Source organism: Geothrix limicola (assembly GCF_030268085.1).
GTDB lineage: Bacteria > Acidobacteriota > Holophagae > Holophagales > Holophagaceae > Geothrix > Geothrix limicola.
The window spans coordinates 1,271,778-1,288,099 of the sequence record NZ_BSDE01000001.1; the positions used below are offsets into that span (position 1 = coordinate 1,271,778).

The 16,322-nt window shown below is 64.9% G+C and carries 12 protein-coding genes; 5 read left to right on the top strand and 7 right to left on the bottom strand.

The features are described from left to right. Positions 1-6: 6 nt before the first annotated feature. From QSJ34_RS05555 to QSJ34_RS05570, 4 genes are all read right to left on the bottom strand, one after another. Positions 7-606, bottom strand: coding sequence for a PilN domain-containing protein (locus QSJ34_RS05555; RefSeq protein ID WP_285571428.1), 600 nt, complete (start codon positions 604-606; stop codon positions 7-9). After that, the gene (gene pilM / locus QSJ34_RS05560) at positions 603-1,685 is read right to left on the bottom strand and encodes a type IV pilus assembly protein PilM (protein ID WP_285571430.1); all 1,083 of its coding nucleotides are present in this window, start codon (positions 1,683-1,685) and stop codon (positions 603-605) included. Before pilM ends, QSJ34_RS05555 begins: the two co-directional genes overlap by 4 nt. A gap of 85 nt (positions 1,686-1,770) precedes the next feature. Beyond that, a complete protein-coding gene (locus QSJ34_RS05565; RefSeq protein WP_285571432.1) occupies positions 1,771-2,511 on the bottom strand; it encodes a Stp1/IreP family PP2C-type Ser/Thr phosphatase in 741 nt (246 codons plus the stop codon). A 23-nt stretch (positions 2,512-2,534) separates the two neighbouring features. Continuing rightward, on the bottom strand, positions 2,535-3,254 hold the full coding sequence (locus QSJ34_RS05570; protein ID WP_285571439.1) for a J domain-containing protein: 720 nt from the start codon (positions 3,252-3,254) through the stop codon (positions 2,535-2,537). A 210-nt stretch (positions 3,255-3,464) separates the two neighbouring features. Here QSJ34_RS05570 and gatA point away from each other — a divergent pair, with 210 nt between their 5' ends. Next, positions 3,465-4,919, top strand: coding sequence for an Asp-tRNA(Asn)/Glu-tRNA(Gln) amidotransferase subunit GatA (gatA, locus tag QSJ34_RS05575; protein WP_285571446.1), 1,455 nt, complete (start codon positions 3,465-3,467; stop codon positions 4,917-4,919). 10 nt (positions 4,920-4,929) lie between these two features. Continuing rightward, positions 4,930-6,270 (top strand): dihydrolipoamide acetyltransferase family protein, encoded by a 1,341-nt coding sequence (locus QSJ34_RS05580; RefSeq protein ID WP_285571448.1) that lies wholly within the window; start codon positions 4,930-4,932, stop codon positions 6,268-6,270. Between the two features lie 60 nt (positions 6,271-6,330). Here QSJ34_RS05580 and QSJ34_RS05585 read toward each other — a convergent pair whose 3' ends face one another. Further along, positions 6,331-7,704, bottom strand: coding sequence for a replicative DNA helicase (locus tag QSJ34_RS05585; RefSeq protein WP_285571451.1), 1,374 nt, complete (start codon positions 7,702-7,704; stop codon positions 6,331-6,333). 17 nt (positions 7,705-7,721) lie between these two features. Continuing rightward, positions 7,722-10,910, bottom strand: coding sequence for a CehA/McbA family metallohydrolase domain-containing protein (locus QSJ34_RS05590; RefSeq protein ID WP_285571454.1), 3,189 nt, complete (start codon positions 10,908-10,910; stop codon positions 7,722-7,724). A gap of 186 nt (positions 10,911-11,096) precedes the next feature. Between QSJ34_RS05590 and QSJ34_RS05595 the strand changes: the two genes are divergently transcribed. Beyond that, positions 11,097-11,666, top strand: coding sequence for a SanA/YdcF family protein (locus QSJ34_RS05595; protein WP_285571457.1), 570 nt, complete (start codon positions 11,097-11,099; stop codon positions 11,664-11,666). Further along, positions 11,663-12,802, top strand: a complete 1,140-nt coding sequence (locus QSJ34_RS05600) for a thiolase family protein (protein ID WP_285571460.1) — start codon at positions 11,663-11,665, stop codon at positions 12,800-12,802. Before QSJ34_RS05595 ends, QSJ34_RS05600 begins: the two co-directional genes overlap by 4 nt. On the opposite strand, the gene QSJ34_RS05605 is transcribed toward QSJ34_RS05600, so the two are convergent. Next, on the bottom strand, positions 12,799-15,441 hold the full coding sequence (locus QSJ34_RS05605; protein ID WP_285571463.1) for an AMP-binding protein: 2,643 nt from the start codon (positions 15,439-15,441) through the stop codon (positions 12,799-12,801). The genes QSJ34_RS05600 and QSJ34_RS05605 overlap by 4 nt on opposite strands. 135 nt (positions 15,442-15,576) lie before the next feature. On the opposite strand from QSJ34_RS05605, the gene QSJ34_RS05610 reads away from it, so the two are divergent. Further along, complete coding sequence (locus tag QSJ34_RS05610; protein WP_285571465.1) at positions 15,577-16,308, top strand: ABC transporter ATP-binding protein; 732 nt, start codon at positions 15,577-15,579, stop codon at positions 16,306-16,308. The last annotated feature ends 14 nt before the right edge of the window (positions 16,309-16,322 follow it).

A 16,322-nucleotide genomic window follows, 5' to 3' on the forward strand; every position in this document is an offset into this window, starting at 1 on the left:
CCGGCCTCAGACAGCGTTCTGGAGTTCGAAGGAGATGGTGAATTCAAAAGCGCCGGACGTGCCTCGCTTGGCACCCGGATAGTTGATCTTCTTGAACCAACGGGTGCGGGACTGAAGGTTCCCGTAGAAAGCATTGATGGATTCGAAGTTCCGTCCTTCACCCTCAATGGTGATGGTCATGCCTTTCTGGGTGACTTTCTTGAACCACACGTCGTCTGGCAGGCTGTTGGCCAGTTCCTCCATGAAGTGCACCGGCAGGGACTGCTGGCGCTTCAAGGTCGTCATGACCTCTTCCTTCTTCTGGAGGGCATCCTTCTTTTCGCGGAATTTCTTCTCAAGGGCGATGTAGGGTTCGTACTGCTTCTTGTCCCGTTCCAGGTCGGCCTTCCGATGTTCAGCCTTGGTGAATTCATTGTTCAGCCAAAGGTAGTAGACCCCTCCAAGCGCGGCGAACACGAGGCCCACGACGACGCCGGCGATGGGAAGGCTGGAGCGGCTGCCGCCCTCTCCGGTGTAGACCTGGACCGGCTCGGCCGAAGCCTTCTCGCCGCCCTTCTTGGCACCGGCCTGGGCAAGTGCGTCACCGAGCAGGTTGATCTTGATCATCGGTCCCCCACTTGGCGCAAGGCCAGCCCGACGACGACGGCGGCGCCGCCGCCGATCTCGCGGACCGTCACGGGATCTTCGGTGCGGCCATCGACTTCGATGAGCTGGAAGGGATTGAAACGATCCACGGACACACGGAGGCGGTCACTCAGCACATCCATCAGGCCATGGATCATCGAGCCCCCACCGCAAACCAGCACCCGGTCCAGGCGGTCCACCTTGAAGCTGCTCTTGAAGAAATCCAGAGTCCTGGCCAACTCATCGGCGAAGGCATCTGAAACAGCGTTGATGGAAGGCTGGATTTCTTCAGGTTCACGGCCTTCGGCGGCCTGATTGCGCTTCAAGGCTTCCGCCGATTCGCGGCTCAGACCCCAATCTTCCATGAGCTTTTCAGAATATCGGCCGCTTCCCCAGGCCATGTCGCGCCAGAACACGGACTTGCCGCCCACCATCATGGTCAGGTTCGTGAAGGTCGCGCCCATGTTCACCAGCGCGACCACCTCATCGCGCCCGCCACCCATGGTGTTGACCTCGTAGGCGTTCTGGACTGCAAACACGTCCACATCCACGATCTTGGGGCTGCAGCCGGCCTGGGCCACGCAGCTGACGTAGGCCTCCAGCTTGTCCTTGCGGCAGGCCACGAGGACCACATCCATGTTTCCTTCGCCAGCACGCTCCTCAATGAGGTAGTAGTCCAGCGCATAGGAGTCCAAGCCCTGTCCTGCCGGGAAGAAGCTTTCGGCCTCCCAGCGCACCGACTCCGCTAATTCGGCCTGGCTCATCAGGGGAAATGTCACTTTTTTGACCATCACCTGCTGACCTGACAACGAGATGGCCACTTCTTTGGCTTTGATTTTCTGTTCTGCCAGGACCTGGCGGATAGCCGACGCCACAGCGTTGCTATCCATGATGTCCCCGTCGACGATGGCGTCGGCCGGGAGGGATACCTGCCCCAACTTCTGAAGGCGGTAGCGGATGTTGCTACCTTTTCCCATCTGCTGAAGTTCGCAGACTTTTACAGAGCTTGAGCCGATATCCAAGCCGACAAGACTTTTGGTTTTGCTTCCGAAAAGACCCACCGGATGCCTCGCTTGGAGAATTTAGGTAAGAGAAAGGTTACCGCCGGAATGGATTAGGTCAAGGTTAACTGCGCTTGCGTTAGATTTATTCCGATTCCCAATCAACCAGAACGGCGGTGATATTATCCTCCCCACCATGCTCTCTGGCTTTGGAAATCAATGATTCGACTGCATGTTGGATATCGTCTGATTGCGTAACGATATCCCAGATCTGTTTGTCGCCGATCATTCCTGACAGGCCATCGGAGCAAAGCAAGAGTCGCTCCGATTTAGAAAGTTCTAGCGCCTGAATCTCAACATCCAGGTCCCCGCCATTGCCAAGGGCCTGGGTGATGACATTCCGGAAGGGGTGAACCCGCGCCTCGGAAGGCGTCAAAATCCCATTCGCCACCTGCTCCGCCACCCAGCTGTGATCTCGGGTCACCTGGCGGATGCCATCGGGGCTGAGAATGTAGGCCCGGCTGTCGCCCACATGCGCCAGCGTGAGGTTCCGACCGTGGAAGAGGCCGGCCACGACGGTAGAGCCCATGGTTTCGCGTTCCGGATTACGCCGGATATCTTCCGCGATGGCCTGATCCGAAAGCAGCACCGCCACCTTCAACCGATTTCCGTCATAGGAGATGGAAGGATCGTACTCCACGGGCCAGGTGCGATCCTTTTCCAGGGTCTCGCCCACGAAACGGGCGATGGTGTCGACCACGATCTGGCTAGCCACTTCGCCGGCCGCATGGCCACCGAGGCCGTCCGCGACCACGAACAAGCCCAGCTCGGCATCCGCGAGGTAGCTGTCCTCATTTTGTTTCCGGACGCAACCCACATCGGTCATGCCCGCGGCTCGGATCCCCATGATCAACCCTTTCCCGTCAATCGGCCCCACAGGTCCTTCAGTTGATCCAGGAGCCCTGCCGGCGCAGCGGAAGGCTTTCCCTTCGGTCCAAGTGCTGCCCGGCTCTTCGGTCCAGAGGCGTGCTTGGGTGAGTTGACGCGAAGCTTGGGATGGTTGGGAGCGATCTCCCGGGCCGTCTGAAGATGCCGCTGGGCCCGGGCCGCCATGCCGAGCGTCGTGAAATGCGTCGCCAGCTTGATGTGGCTTTCCACGTCGCGCGGAGCCAGCCGCACGGCCGACTCCAGCGCCTTCACCACTGCGCGGAGATCCCCGCCTTCCTTCTCCAGGATGGCGGCCAGCAGCGCGTGGTAGGAGGCCTTTTCTTCATCCAGTCGGATCGCGTAGTGGATGAGCGCGCGGGCCTGGTCGGTGTTGCCTTCCTCGAAGGCGGCCTTGGCCATCGCCGCCCAGTCCTCTGGCGTGCGTTCCTGCGGGGATTCGATGTCTCGGTCGGCCATACCGGGTTGGGGCTTCGGCATCTGCTGCTGCAGGGACAACCGCTTGGCCGGATCCTTCAGCACGCTGAACGCCTCGGCCAGCTCACGGAATTTGGATTCGGCCTCGACCTTTTCCGCCCCCGTGAACCGGTCCGGATGCCAGCGCTTGGCCAACCGGTGGTACGCGGCCTTGATGTCCTCGGGCGAGGCATCCGGCGGAATTTCCAGCACATTGAATGGGTTCATGACATTCCAGGAAGCGCCCTCGACCGGCACATCGAACGGGATGGAAGGACAGGGCTTGAGCAGAGGATGGTAGCCTATTTCCATCCTGAGTGCAGGCCCTGTGCTTCCGAACAACGCTGATTCCGTTCTGAAGGCACTCCGGGAGACCGAGACCGAGACTGGAAGAAATCGCGGCGGAATGTCACAGTAGAGGGCTCTGGAGGCGCAGGCATGGCGGTTGGCACGGCGGTGGGGTGGCGGGAGGGCCTGGATGCAGGCGACCTGTCCTCCGAAGCCCTCGTCCGAAGTGCTTTCGACCGCATCAAGCGTCTGGATGGCCAGCTTTGCGCGATCCTGGCCACCGACGAGGACCAGAGCCTTCGCCTCGCCAGGAAGGCCGACGCGCGGCTGCGAGCCGGAGAACGCTCCCCCGTGCTCGGCCTGCCCATCGTCATCAAGGACAACCTGAACTGGACCGGTCTCCCGGTCTCCTGCGGATCCAGGATCCAGGAGGGCTATCGCGCCCCCTACAACGCCACCGTGGTGGAGCGCCTGATCGCAGCAGGGGCGGTGCCCCTGGCCAAGGCCAACATGGATGAGTTCGCCATGGGCTCCAGCGGCGAATACAGCGCCTTCAAGCCCACGCGGAACCCATGGGACACGTCCCTCGTGCCCGGCGGCAGCAGCAGCGGCTCCGTGGTCGCGGTATCCGCGGGCTACGCCCCGTTCTCGCTTGGCAGCGACACGGGCGGGTCGGTCCGCCTTCCGGCGGGCTTCTGCGGCGTGACCGCCCTGCGCCCCACCTATGGCGCTCTCAGCCGGTACGGCTTGACCGCCATGGCCTCCAGTCTCGACCAGGTGGGACCCATCGCCACCACCGCGGCGGACATCGCCCTGGCCTTGCAGGTCATGGCCGGCCGGGACCCCATGGATAGCACCTCCACCGACCTGCCTCGTCAGGATGGTCTGGTTCCCCTGCGCCCCCGGAACCTCAAAGGGTTGCGCATCGGCCTGCCCACCGAGTACTTCGCAGATGGACTTGAATCCGGTTCAAGAAGCCTTCTCGAAGCGGCCCTTCAGGTCTTTGCGGATCAGGGCGCCGAGATCCGGAATGTCAGTCTCCCCCATACTCGCTACGCCATCGATACCTACTACCTGCTTTGCACCAGCGAGGTTTCCAGCAACCTCAGCCGTTTCGACGGAGTCCGTTACGGCCATCGCGCCGGGGCACCCAGCCTGCCCGACATGATCGCCGAGACGCGTGACCAGGGACTGGGGCCCGAGGTCAAACGCCGGATCCTGCTCGGGACCTTCTGCCTCTCCAAGGGCTACTACGACGCCTTCTACCAGAAGGCCATGAAGGCGCGAACCCTCATCGCCAGGGATTTTGAACGGGCCTTCGAATCCGTAGACATCCTTGCCACGCCCGTGAGTCCGGGCCCCGCCTTCCCCTTCGGCGCCAAGACGAACGACCCGCTGGCCATGTACCTGGCGGACGTCTTCACGGTCACGGCACCTCTGGCGGGCCTGCCCTGCCTTTCCATGCCGGCCGGTCTGTGCGGAGGCCTTCCCGTCGGCATCCAACTCATCGGACCGGCCTTTTCGGATGTCATGCTGCTGGAGACGGCCCACGCCTTCCAGTCGCTCACCTCTCACCACCTCGAAACTCCACCTCTTTCCGCATAGGAGCGAAATCATGGCCTTTGACGTCGTCATGCCCCAGATGGGCGAAAGCATCGCTGAAGCCACCGTGCTCAAGTGGCACAAGCAGGTGGGTGATGTGATCGCCAAAGACGACACCCTCTACGAGATCAGCACCGACAAGGTGGACGCGGAGATCCCCGCGCCCGCCGCCGGAACCCTGCTGGAAATTCTCGTGGACGTGAACGTCACGGTTCCCGTGGGCACCGTGGTGGCTCGCATCGGCAGCGCATCGGAAAAGCCCGCGGGCGCCCCGGCTCCCGCGGCCGCCGCGACCCCGGCCCCGGCTGCGGCTGCGACCGCTCCCGTGGCGGTGGTGCCCGTCGTCCTCGAGGATGACAACAGCCTGGAAGGCCGCCTGAAATCCAAGAGCAGCCCCCTGGTGCGCGAAATGGCCAAGCAGCACGGCATCGACCTCGCCAAGGTCCAAGGTTCGGGCCAGGCCGGCCGCGTGACCAAGGAAGATCTGGAGGCCTACCTCGCCAAGGGCCCGGCACCCAGCGCCCCCGCGGCCGCGAGCATCGCCCCTGCCCTGCCCGCCGTTCACGATCCTTCTGCACCCACCATGGGCCTCACGCCCGCCCTGTCCGTGGCGCCTGCCCCCGCCATGCCCGCCTTCGCGGCCGGCGAGCGGGTGAAGGTCGAACCCATGAGCCGCATGCGCAAGATCATCGCGGACGGCATGGTGGCCAGCCGCCGCACCTCGGCCCACGTCTACACGGTCTTTGAGATCGACATGACCCACGTGGCCCAGCTGCGCAACAAGCACAAGAAGGCCTTCGAGGCCCAGTTCGGCACCAAGCTGAGCTTCATGCCCTTCATCATGATGGCGGCCTGCAAGGCCCTGCGCGCCTATCCCGTGGCCAACGCCTCGGTGGACGGCGACAACATCGTCTACAAGCAGGACATCAACCTCGGCATCGCCGTGAGTCTGGACTGGGGCCTCATCGTCCCCGTCGTGAAAAACGCCGACATGATGAACCTCGGCGGCCTGGCCCGCAGCATGAACGACCTGGCCGAGCGCGCTCGTTCCAAGCAGCTCAAGCCCGACGAAATCAGCGGCGGCACCTTCACCATCACCAACCCCGGTGTCTACGGCGACACCTTCGGCCTGCCCATCATCAACCAGCCCCAGGTGGCCATCCAGGGCGTGGGCGCCATCGTGAAGCGCCCCGTCGTCATCACCGGCCCTGACGGCACCGACTTCATCGCCATCCGCCAGATGATGTTCAGCAGCCTCGGCTTCGATCACCGCATCATCGACGGTGCCACCGGCGATCTCTTCATGGCCTTCGTCAAGAAGGAGCTGGAGACGTCGACCTTCGGGCTGGAGTAGTCGCCATCTCGAATCGAAAAGGGGCTCCGATTGGAGCCCCTTTTTGTCATTGAGTCATTCCTAGTAGGGGCTGGTCTCCCGCACCAGTTCGCGGTACATCGCGTACTCGCCCTGGAAGTGGAGCGGGATGATGGCCGTGGGGCCGTTGCGGTGCTTGGCGACGATCAGTTCAGCCGAGGAGAGATCCGCATCGCCGTCAGTGGTAGCCACCATCTTGCGGTGAATGAAGGCCACCATGTCCGCGTCCTGCTCGATGGCACCGGAATCGCGCAGGTCACTGAGCTGGGGGCGGCCACCCGTGCGGTGTTCCACCTCACGGTTCAACTGGGAGAGCACCACCACGGGAATGCCGAAATCCTTGGCCATGATCTTGAGGCCACGGCTGATTTCGCCGATGCGGACCGCCTCGTTCTGCTTGGCACCGCGGCTTCCCTCCGGGCTGCTGAGGAGCTGCAGGTAGTCGATGATGACGAACTCGATCTTCCGGTTGCTCTGGCTGCCCTGCTTCACCACCATGTTGCGGATCTGAGGCACGGTGATCGAGGCCAGGTCTGAGATGAACAGCGGCATCTGGGCCAGCTCGTCCCGGGTCTTCAGCACGTGGTCCATCCGTCCGCTGGCTTTGCCCGATTGGAAGTCCTTCATGTTCGTCTGGCTTTTCGCCGAGAGCAGGCGCATGAAGACTTCCTCGTGGCTCATTTCGAGGCTGAAGAAGGCACCGCAGTGACCGGGCCTTCCGTCGCGATCCTGAGCCGCGCGGAGGATCCAGTTGAGGGCCAGCGCGGTCTTACCGATGCCGGGGCGGGCGGCAAGCACGATGAGGTTGCCGGGCTGGAAGCCCTGGGTCAGTTCGTCGAAGCGACTGAACCCGACGCGGATGCCCGGGGAAAGCCGGCCTTCCATTCGATCGGCGAGGCGCTCCATGGCCTCATCCGCGACGGCCTCGATGGACAGCAGCCCCTTGGCTTTGGCGTCCCCCTGGGCCAGATGGAAGAGGCTCTGGGCGGTCTGATCCACCAGGAGCTCGGGTGCCTCTTCCTCTTCGGCAGCCTGGCGCACGAGCTGGGCGCCCAGGTGCACGAGGCGGCGCAGCTTGGCCTTGCGACGGATCACGTCAGCCAGGACCTGGGGACGCTCTACGTCCTCGCCAGCCAGCAGCTCCACGAGGCCCGGATAGCCGCCCACCTTGTTGAGGCTGTCGTCCTGATCCAGCGCGTCCTTCAAGGTCAAGGAACTGACCTCGACCTGGGCTTCGATGAGGGTCTTCAGAGCCCGGAACACGGCCCGGTGGGCCGGGTGCACGAAATCGTCCTCGGACAGCATGAACACGGCTTCGCTGGCGACGAAGCCTGCCCCCGGCGCACAGCAGGTCGCCAGGAAGGATCGCTCCGCATCGATATCCTCCGGAAGCCGCTCCGGAAGCCAGTCAGCCATCACCACTCCCGTCTAAATCAGAGTCCAGGAGGAGTGTAGCCCCCGCCATTCACATCCACAAAGATCGGGTTGGTGATGGCGATGGGATAGATGCCCTTCATGATCTTGTTCCAGGGACTTCCATCATTCTTGCCGGGGGCCGACTCGCCCTTGTACGGGCCCGTCTGCGTGCGGGACACGCCGGCTTCGACCACGAACCAGGCGTCCTTGCCTGCGGGCATGGGCACCGTCACGGTGGCCGTCCGCAGACGGGGATCGCTCGCCGAAGCCGCAAAGCTCGCCATCGGCACCTGGATGGGGGCGGCGCCGTTCACGACCACCCTGACTTCATCCACGGGAACCCAATCCGGCGCGACCAGCGAGATGCTGACATCCACACTGGAAACCGGACCGGCCACCAGGCCGCCAGGGCCGACACCACCCACGGAAACGTCCAGCATGGGGCCCGTCGAAGCCACCGCGGCGCCGCTGCGGAGGGCCGTCAGCACGGGGGTGAGGGTGTCCTGCGTCAGAGGCGTGGTGCCCACCTTCAGGTAGGTCCGGGCCAGACCCACGGGGGTATCCAGGCTGTAGCGCGCCGCGGAAAGCCCCAGTCCCTTGGTGAAGGCCGTGGGAGTCTGCTGGTTCAGGAGGGCGAACCAGTCGTCCCGGACCGTAGAAAACTCCGCGTACCAGGCCGTGGGATCGGCCGGATTGCAACCTTCGGCTCGCAACAATTCGAGGGCGTCGAAATCGCCCACATGCTTGCCGAGGGAGGCAGGACCTGTTGCGGTCCACCAGCTGTTCACCCCCGTGCCCAGCGGCACGGTCCGGTCAAATCCCCGCACGGTGAACAGGCCCTTGGCGCTCCTGGGCTGATGGATGATCGTGTAGCCACCCTCGGCCTGGGTGATGAACTCCGCCAGGTTCCAGCCCTTGGAAGGCCGGGCGCCGCCGTTGCGGTCCGATGTCGGAGCGGGTGTGAACAAGGCGGTCACGAATCCATCGCTGAGGGTGGCGCTGCGGGCGCCCACCACGAAGGGATCGTTCCCCAGGGGGGCCCGTTGTGCATCCGTCACTTGCGGAATATCGATTTCGGCACGGAACTCCGTGCGGAGGGCCGTGGGATCCGTCAGCACATCTTCTTCCGTGCGCGCCACCACCTGGACGCCCTCGGCCGTCGCGGAACTGAGCATTTCGCCCGGATTCAAGCCGCCCGTGGTGGCCTGAGTGGGAGAGGGAAGGTCGAAGCTCGTCCAACCGGCGGGCAACACGGGCTTGGTCACCACGAATTCATGACTCACCGCCGTCTGCCCGTCGAACACCGCCACCGGCAGGGTATCCAGGTGCGACAAAGGACCACGGGTGCCATAGACCACGTAGTTGCCAGGCTGGAAGGACATTGTCGCTGAGGCAGCGGCCCCGAAAGCGGTACCGAAGATCTGATTGCCTGCTGTGTAGTGGTAGGCGCCGTAGTTTTGGCCTACTGGCAGCTTCGCCTTGACAACTTCATTGAAGAGACTGGACAGCCGACGCGCCCGCTGCACGTTCGGGTCCGGGGCGTTGATCCCCTGGAAGGTCATGCGCAGAGGGTTCAAGCCGCCGGATTCCATGGTTCCGGCCTCACGAGTCGTAAAGAACTGTGAGCGCTGCTTCCAATGAATGACGTTGCCCGCGGTATCAATCACTTCGTCGCGCTCGGGAGCCAGCGATTCCGTCAAGTGCCAGGCCTGCGTCTTGGAAAGCGTGATGGGGGTAACCAGGTAGGGACGCGTCGTATCGAATGCGTTCATCCCCTGGTAGAGCGGCGCGCCCTGCTGGAGGGCATTTCGCACACTGATCCTGTAGGGGAGGGTAAATCCAGGATGAGACGAGTCCGGAATCGCAGGAAGAAGCAGTCCGACCGACCCCCCGATTGAACTCAAAGCAACCGGTTCCCGCCACTCCACCCGCTCCAGCTGCCAGTTTTCAGGCTGGTAGGCCGGATTGGCGGGATCCGTAAGATCCCACTTGATCGGCCCCTGATAGGTGTACCGCTCGAAACGGAATTCCGTTTGAAGCGGGCCGCCGGGCGCCGCCGTGCCAAATGAGTCAAAGGACAGGTACCCCAGATCCTGCCCACGCAGGAGCGCCCGAGCTTGATTCATTTGGTTGAACGCGGTCGTAGCCTGGGCTGGAAGGGACGCAGAAGAGCTCGGCCCGCCGGTGACGTACAACCGGCGGCGATAGGTGATGGATTGGCCGCTGGATAGGCTGGCCGGCGGAAGGCTTCCCACCACCAGGCGGCCAGGCACAACGGGGCGATTTTCCGTCAGGCTGTGCTGCGGATCCGAGGCCACCAGCACCGCATCCACATCCACGGGGAGGATGCCGAGGGAGGTATGGGAATCCAGCGTGCTGCCCGCGGATTCCGCGCCCATGAGCCCCACCATGGGGGCCTGCACGCTGTTGAGCAGGGGCTGCGCGAAATCGGTACCTGGAATCTCGACACCCCAGGCATTGGCGGGAAGCGCCGAGCCGTTGAGGTCCGAGACCGCGGGCACCGCGAAACGGAAGCCGCCCCCGTGCTGGGAAAGGTAGTCGCCCACGCTGGTCACGGGAAGGGTGGATCCGCTCGCGGGGGTGAGGGTTGTTTCCAGCGTGTAGAAGGATTCGCCCTTGCCGAGCGTGATCTTGTGGACCACCGAAACGCCCGTCACGCGCCCCTGGGCGTCGGTGGCCACGCCCAGTTTGCCCTTGGGATCCAGGAGATATCCCTGCATCTCCAGGAAGACCCCATTGACCTGGGTGCCAGGAGTGAAGCGGTCGAACACCAGGGGCAGATCCGGATCCTGATTGGCCACAGGACCCAGGCGTTCCAGCATGTCCGAGGGCATGGAGACGCGGTGGAAGCTCTGGTCGAGGGCGATGGATCCGATGTCGAGGATGGCACCACCCGAGGCCGCGCCGAACTGGCCGTCCCGATCGCCAAACACCGCGCCGTCCACCGCAAGCTGCACGGAGTCGTTGCCCAGGAAGTAATCGCCGGGACCGGCCGTCGCCTTCAAACCGAGGATGCGGTCACCCCCGGTCGCCGGAATCTCTTCCACGGCCACGGCAGGCCGGGAGACGCCCGTGGCCCGGAAGCACCCCATGCCGCCGGCCGCCAGGGCCAGCGCGAGAGGGGCCAGCATCCGGAGATGGCCGGGGAGGGTGCTCCGGAAGGTGGCGATGGAATCAGGGCTCATGTTCATCAAGTGATCTCGCAGGAAGCGGAGGTCCATGGGTCTGGGCGGACGAAAGGTCTATGCTAACTCACGATGCCGATCTCCGCCTTCCTTCATCGCTGCTGGCAACACCGGTGGCCCCTGATCCTGGTCCCGACGCTGGCCCTCCTGGGAGATTTGCTCTGGACCCTGGGAAGGTTCCCCGCCATGCATCACCTCCAGATCTTCGAGGCCGACCGCCTCCCTCCCGTCGGTGGGGCGGTGCTGGTGCTGGGTGCAGGTGTCTACAGCGACGGAGAACCCACGTCCATTCTCGGGGGAAGGCTGAGGACGGCCCTGGAGCTCTACCGAAGCGGCAAGGTCCGGTGGTTCCTCGTCTCCGGCGACAACCGGCATCCCACGTACAACGAACCCCAGGCCATGCGCCGCTGGCTGATCCGGCAGGGCGTGCCGCCTATCCACATCGTCAGCGACTATGCCGGCAACCGCACCTGGGACAGCCTCCGGCGCGCCCAGGCCGTGTTCGGCCAGCGCCAGATCGTGATCGTGACCTCGGATTTTCACCTGCCCAGGGCCCTGTACTTGGCGGATCGCATGGGCCTGATGGCCTGGGGTGTCCCCGCCCGGACCGATGATCGGCCCTGGACCTCGAAGGCGCGGTTCTGGGCCCGCGAATACGTCGCGCGGCACCTGGCCCTCTGGGACGCCTGGTTCCCGCCGGATGCCCGGCTCGGCCCCCGTGAACCCACACCGGACGATTGGAACCCCGCACGATGAAGCAAGCTCAAGATCCGGTGATCCTCGCAGCCCGGCGACTGCCCCAGGGGCGCTATGGCGGCAGCCTGGCGGGCCAGGGCGCCGTCGGCCTGGGCCTTTCCGTGGTGGAGGATCTGCTCGGTGACCCCGCCCTGCCCCGCCCCGGCAGCCTGTTGTGGGGCATGGCCCGCAGCCACACTCAGGGCATGAACCCGGCCCGCACCCTGGCCCTGAAGGCCGGCCTCCCGCACGACACCCCCGCCTTCACCGTCAACATGGCTTGCGGATCCAGCCTGCAGGCCCTCATCCTCGCAGCCCAGCGGCTAAGGGAGGCCGAGGCGCCCGTCCTCATCGGGGGCAGCGAGGCCATGTCCGATACGCCCCATTTGGTGCCGGGCCTGCGCTGGGGCTTCCGCATGGGTCATCGCCAGGTGCCCGACGTCATGCATCAGGATGGCCTGCGCTGTCCCGTCACGGGCCTCCTGATGGGGGAGACCATCGAGCGGCTGGTGGCGAAGCGCGGCATCACGCGGCTCGAAGCCGATGCCTGGGCGGCGGAAGGCCATCGGCGGGCGGCGCAGGCGGACTTCCGCGCCGAACTCGTCCCTCATCCGAAGCTCGACCACGATGAGTCCATCCGTCCGGACCTGACGGAGGAATCCCTGGCCAGGCTCGCGCCGGTCTTCGATCCCCAGGGCCAGCTCACGGCGGGCAACGCTTCCGCCCTGTCCGACGGGGCGGCCAGCCTTCTCGTCGCGCGGCGCGACCAGGCGGGTGATGCAAAGCCCCTGGCCCGCATCCTCGGCTGGAGCGAGGCCGGCGTGGACCCCATGGACATGGGCGAAGCTCCCGTGGCCGCGGTCCGGCGCCTGCTCGCCGCCCAGGGCCTGAGCTTGGCGGACGTCGACCTCTGGGAACTCAACGAAGCCTTCTCGGCCCAGCTGCTGGTCTGCCAGCGCCACCTGGAGATCCCCCCCGAACGACTGAACGTGGCGGGCGGCGGTGTGGCCCTGGGTCATCCCATCGGCGCCTCGGGCGCGCGCATCGTCTGCACCCTCGTCCACCAGCTGCGCCGGCGCGGCGGCGGTCTCGGCGTGGCCACCATCGGTATCGGAGGCGGCCTGGGCCTGGCGCTGCTGATCGAGACGGAAGTCTAGGTGTTGGCTTCGGCCAGCAGCGCCTTCAGGGCCCGGTAGTCGGTCTTGCCGGTCCCGAGGGTCGGGATCTGATCGATTTTGCGCACCACCCGGATGTTGTGCAGGGACGACAGGCCCGCCGCCCGGATGACCGCGTTGGCCTCGTCCCGCGCGATGCCTGCCACCGAAAACAGGATCAGATCAGGGTTCAGTTCCTCCACCGAGGATTCGACCGCCAGCAGGGGTTCCGTTTCATCCTCGGCCTGGAAGCGGCGCGAAAGCGCCTCCTCGATGGCCGGGAGCGAGACCATTTCGCCTCCCAGTTTCACGAAGCGTTTGAGGCGGCCCGAGAACACCAGCACGCCGCGGTCCTGATAGACCAGGTCACCCGTGCGGTACCACTGGCGGCCTTCGAAGGTCTCGAAGGGCGAATCCACGTCGGCGTTCAGGTAGCCGGAGAACACGCTGGGACCGCGGACGAGCAGCATGCCCGGCTGACCGGGCTCGACACGGCGTCCCTTCTCCATATCCACGATGGCCCACTCCACCGACAGCAGCGGCTTGCCGATGCTGCCCATGCGCGGGTCCTCCTCCCGATTCACTGACACCACCGGCGAACATTCGGTGATGCCGTAGCCCTCGAGCACGGTCGTCTTCGGCCAGCGCTTGGCCAGCGTGGCGTAGATCGGTTCGGGGCACTTCTCCGCCCCGGAGACAACGATGCGCAGGGATTCCAGATGGCGATCCTCGGCCTGGCGGAGGATGCCGCCGAGGAATGTGGGCGTGCCCACCAGCAGCGTCGCGTGGTACGCCTCGATGATGCGGGCCAGCATCCGGCCCTCGGTGGGGTTGGGATGGTAGACGACGCGCAGTCCCAGCAGCAGCGGCAGGATGGTGGTGGTGGTCAGGCCGAAGGCGTGGAAGGGCGGCAGGCAGCCCATGACCCGCTCATCCTCCCGGAAATGCAGGGCCTGTGCGGCATCGCGGATGTTCGCCAGGATGTTCCCGTGGGTCAGGGGCACGGCCTTGGGATGACTTTCGCTGCCGCTGGTGAAGAGCACCGCGGCGGTCTCCTGCGGCTTCGCCTCCAGCAGCGTGGTCCAGTTGAAGCGGGCCCGGAAGGCGGCCTTCAGCTTCGTGGCGAGGCCAATGGTCTTGCCCACCTCGTCCAGCAGCAGCAGGCGCGGCTTCACGGCCGACAGGTCCACCCCCTGCGCATCGAGACGATTGATCAGCGTGGAGACGGTGATGACGTGCTTGACGTCGAGAAGATCCAGGCCATATCCCATGCTGCGGGATCCGGCCGTCCAGTTCACCAGCACCGGCGTCTTGCCCGCGAAGAGCAGGGCCAGGTAGAGGATGCTCGCGCCGCCTGAGGCAGGCAGCATCAAGCCCACATGCGTCCCCTCCAGGTTCTCGAAGAGGGGCTTCAGCACCAGGATGGCGGTGAGGACATCGCGGTAGGTCTTCACGCCGCCAGTTTGATCCGCCAAGGCCACGCGCCTCGGATCGCGCTTGGCCTGCTTCAGGAACACCTCGAGGATCGTGTCGCCTTCGGGCATGTGGATGGGCAGGTCCGTGCGGGAATGGAACCAGGCGTGGGGCACGGCCTTCAGTTCGCCCTGGCGCAGGGACACGGCGGCTCCGGTGGCCGCCAACTGCAGGTCGGCTACGGTCTGCAGGGCCGCCGGATCGCTGCAGGAATAGCCGTAGGCCCGCTGGATCCAGAGTTCCAGCTCCCGCAGGTCCATGGCATCCAGGTTCAGATCCTTCACGAGGGCCTGGGTTTCCTGGATGTCCGTGCGTCCCGTCACCGCCTGCAGGTGGCGGCGCACTGCCTCGCGCACCTGGGGAGGCACCGTGCGCGGGTTGCCCTCCACCCGGGGCCGCGGGGGCTCAGGCAGCGTGCGCGGCGCGTGATCCTTCCATACCAGGTAGGGCACGAAGGTGCGTGGGGTGGCCCCCTCGTTCAGCCGGGTTTCCAGGGCTTGGTTCAGGGCCTGACGCCCCTCGTCGAGAGGCAGATCAGGGACTTCCTCCAGGCTGAGCCGAACCTCCCGGCGGGGCATGAAGAAGCCCAGGTTGGCGGCGAGGTAGACGAAACTCTTGAGCAGCTCAAGACCCAGGGCAGGACGCCGTCCTGAGGCCGCGCTGAAGCGGCTCCCCCAGAGTCCGTGCAAGCGCACGAGCACCACCCGGGTGCCCGGCGCCTGCCGGAGGAGGGTCTCCACCACGCTGTTGTCGGAAAGGTCTTCCGTCTTCTGACGCGCCAGGCGCCCGCCGGGGAACAGGATCAGGTTCCGCCCCAGGACCAGGGATCTTGAAAGGGACATCAATTCCGCGTGCAGCGCCTCGCGGCAGCGATCGCCGCCATTCGGGGGATAACCCGCCGGATCCGGGAGGGATCTTGCGCCCATCAACCTCCCCAGCCACCGGAGGGGGGCCGGGGCCGCATGATCCCGCCCCGCTACGAGGAGCGGCGCGAAGCGGGGCCGCAGTTCGGACATCAACAGGAAGGGATCGACCAGCGAAGGATGGGTGGCCAGAAAGAGGATGCCGCCCCCGCCCTTGGAGGGGGATGGCTCCTTCCCTTCCCGGTGGATTCGGTACCGCAGCCGCAACAGCGGCCGACCCAGGGCTTGGATCAAGAGTGCAATCATCGGATATCTGAACCTGCCAATCGGGATGACGGGAGAATCCTGGATTGTACCGGGAATCCTTGGTCGGCCCTAAACCGGCCCGGTCACATCTGCGAAGATGGTTAGGGACCCTGCCGGGTTCCCTCAGAGGATTCCATGACTGACGCTCCGCTGATCCGGCTCACCGACATCACCAAGATCTACCAGATGGGCGACATGGAAGTGCGGGCCCTGGACGGCGTGTCCATGGAGATCGCCCGCGGCGAATACGTGGCCATCATGGGCCCTTCGGGTTCGGGCAAGTCCACGATGATGAACGTCATCGGCTGCCTGGACACCCCCACCACGGGCACCTACGAGCTGAACGGCAAGCTGGCTTCGGCCATGACCGATGACAACCTCGCCCAGATCCGCAACGAGGAAATCGGCTTCGTCTTTCAGACCTTCAACCTGCTGGCGCGCACCACCTCGCTGCAGAACGTGGAGCTGCCCCTGATCTATGCCGGGAAGAGCCCTGCCGACCGCCATCAGATGGCCATGAAGGCCCTGGAGAACGTGGGCCTGGGCACCCGCAGCGACCACATGCCCAACCAGCTTTCCGGCGGCCAGCGGCAGCGCGTCGCCATCGCCCGTGCTCTGGTGAACGAGCCCTCCATCCTGCTCGCGGACGAACCCACGGGCGCCCTGGATTCCAAGACCAGCATCGAGATCATGGCCCTCTTCGAGGAGCTGTACCAGAAGGGCAACACCATCATCCTCGTCACCCACGAAGAAGACATCGCCCGCCACGCCCACCGCATCGTGAAGCTGCGCGACGGCAAGATCATCCATGACGAGCCGAACACGCCCATCACCTCCGAAGAGCACATGGCCCACTTGAGTCTCTGATCGGGTCGATGATC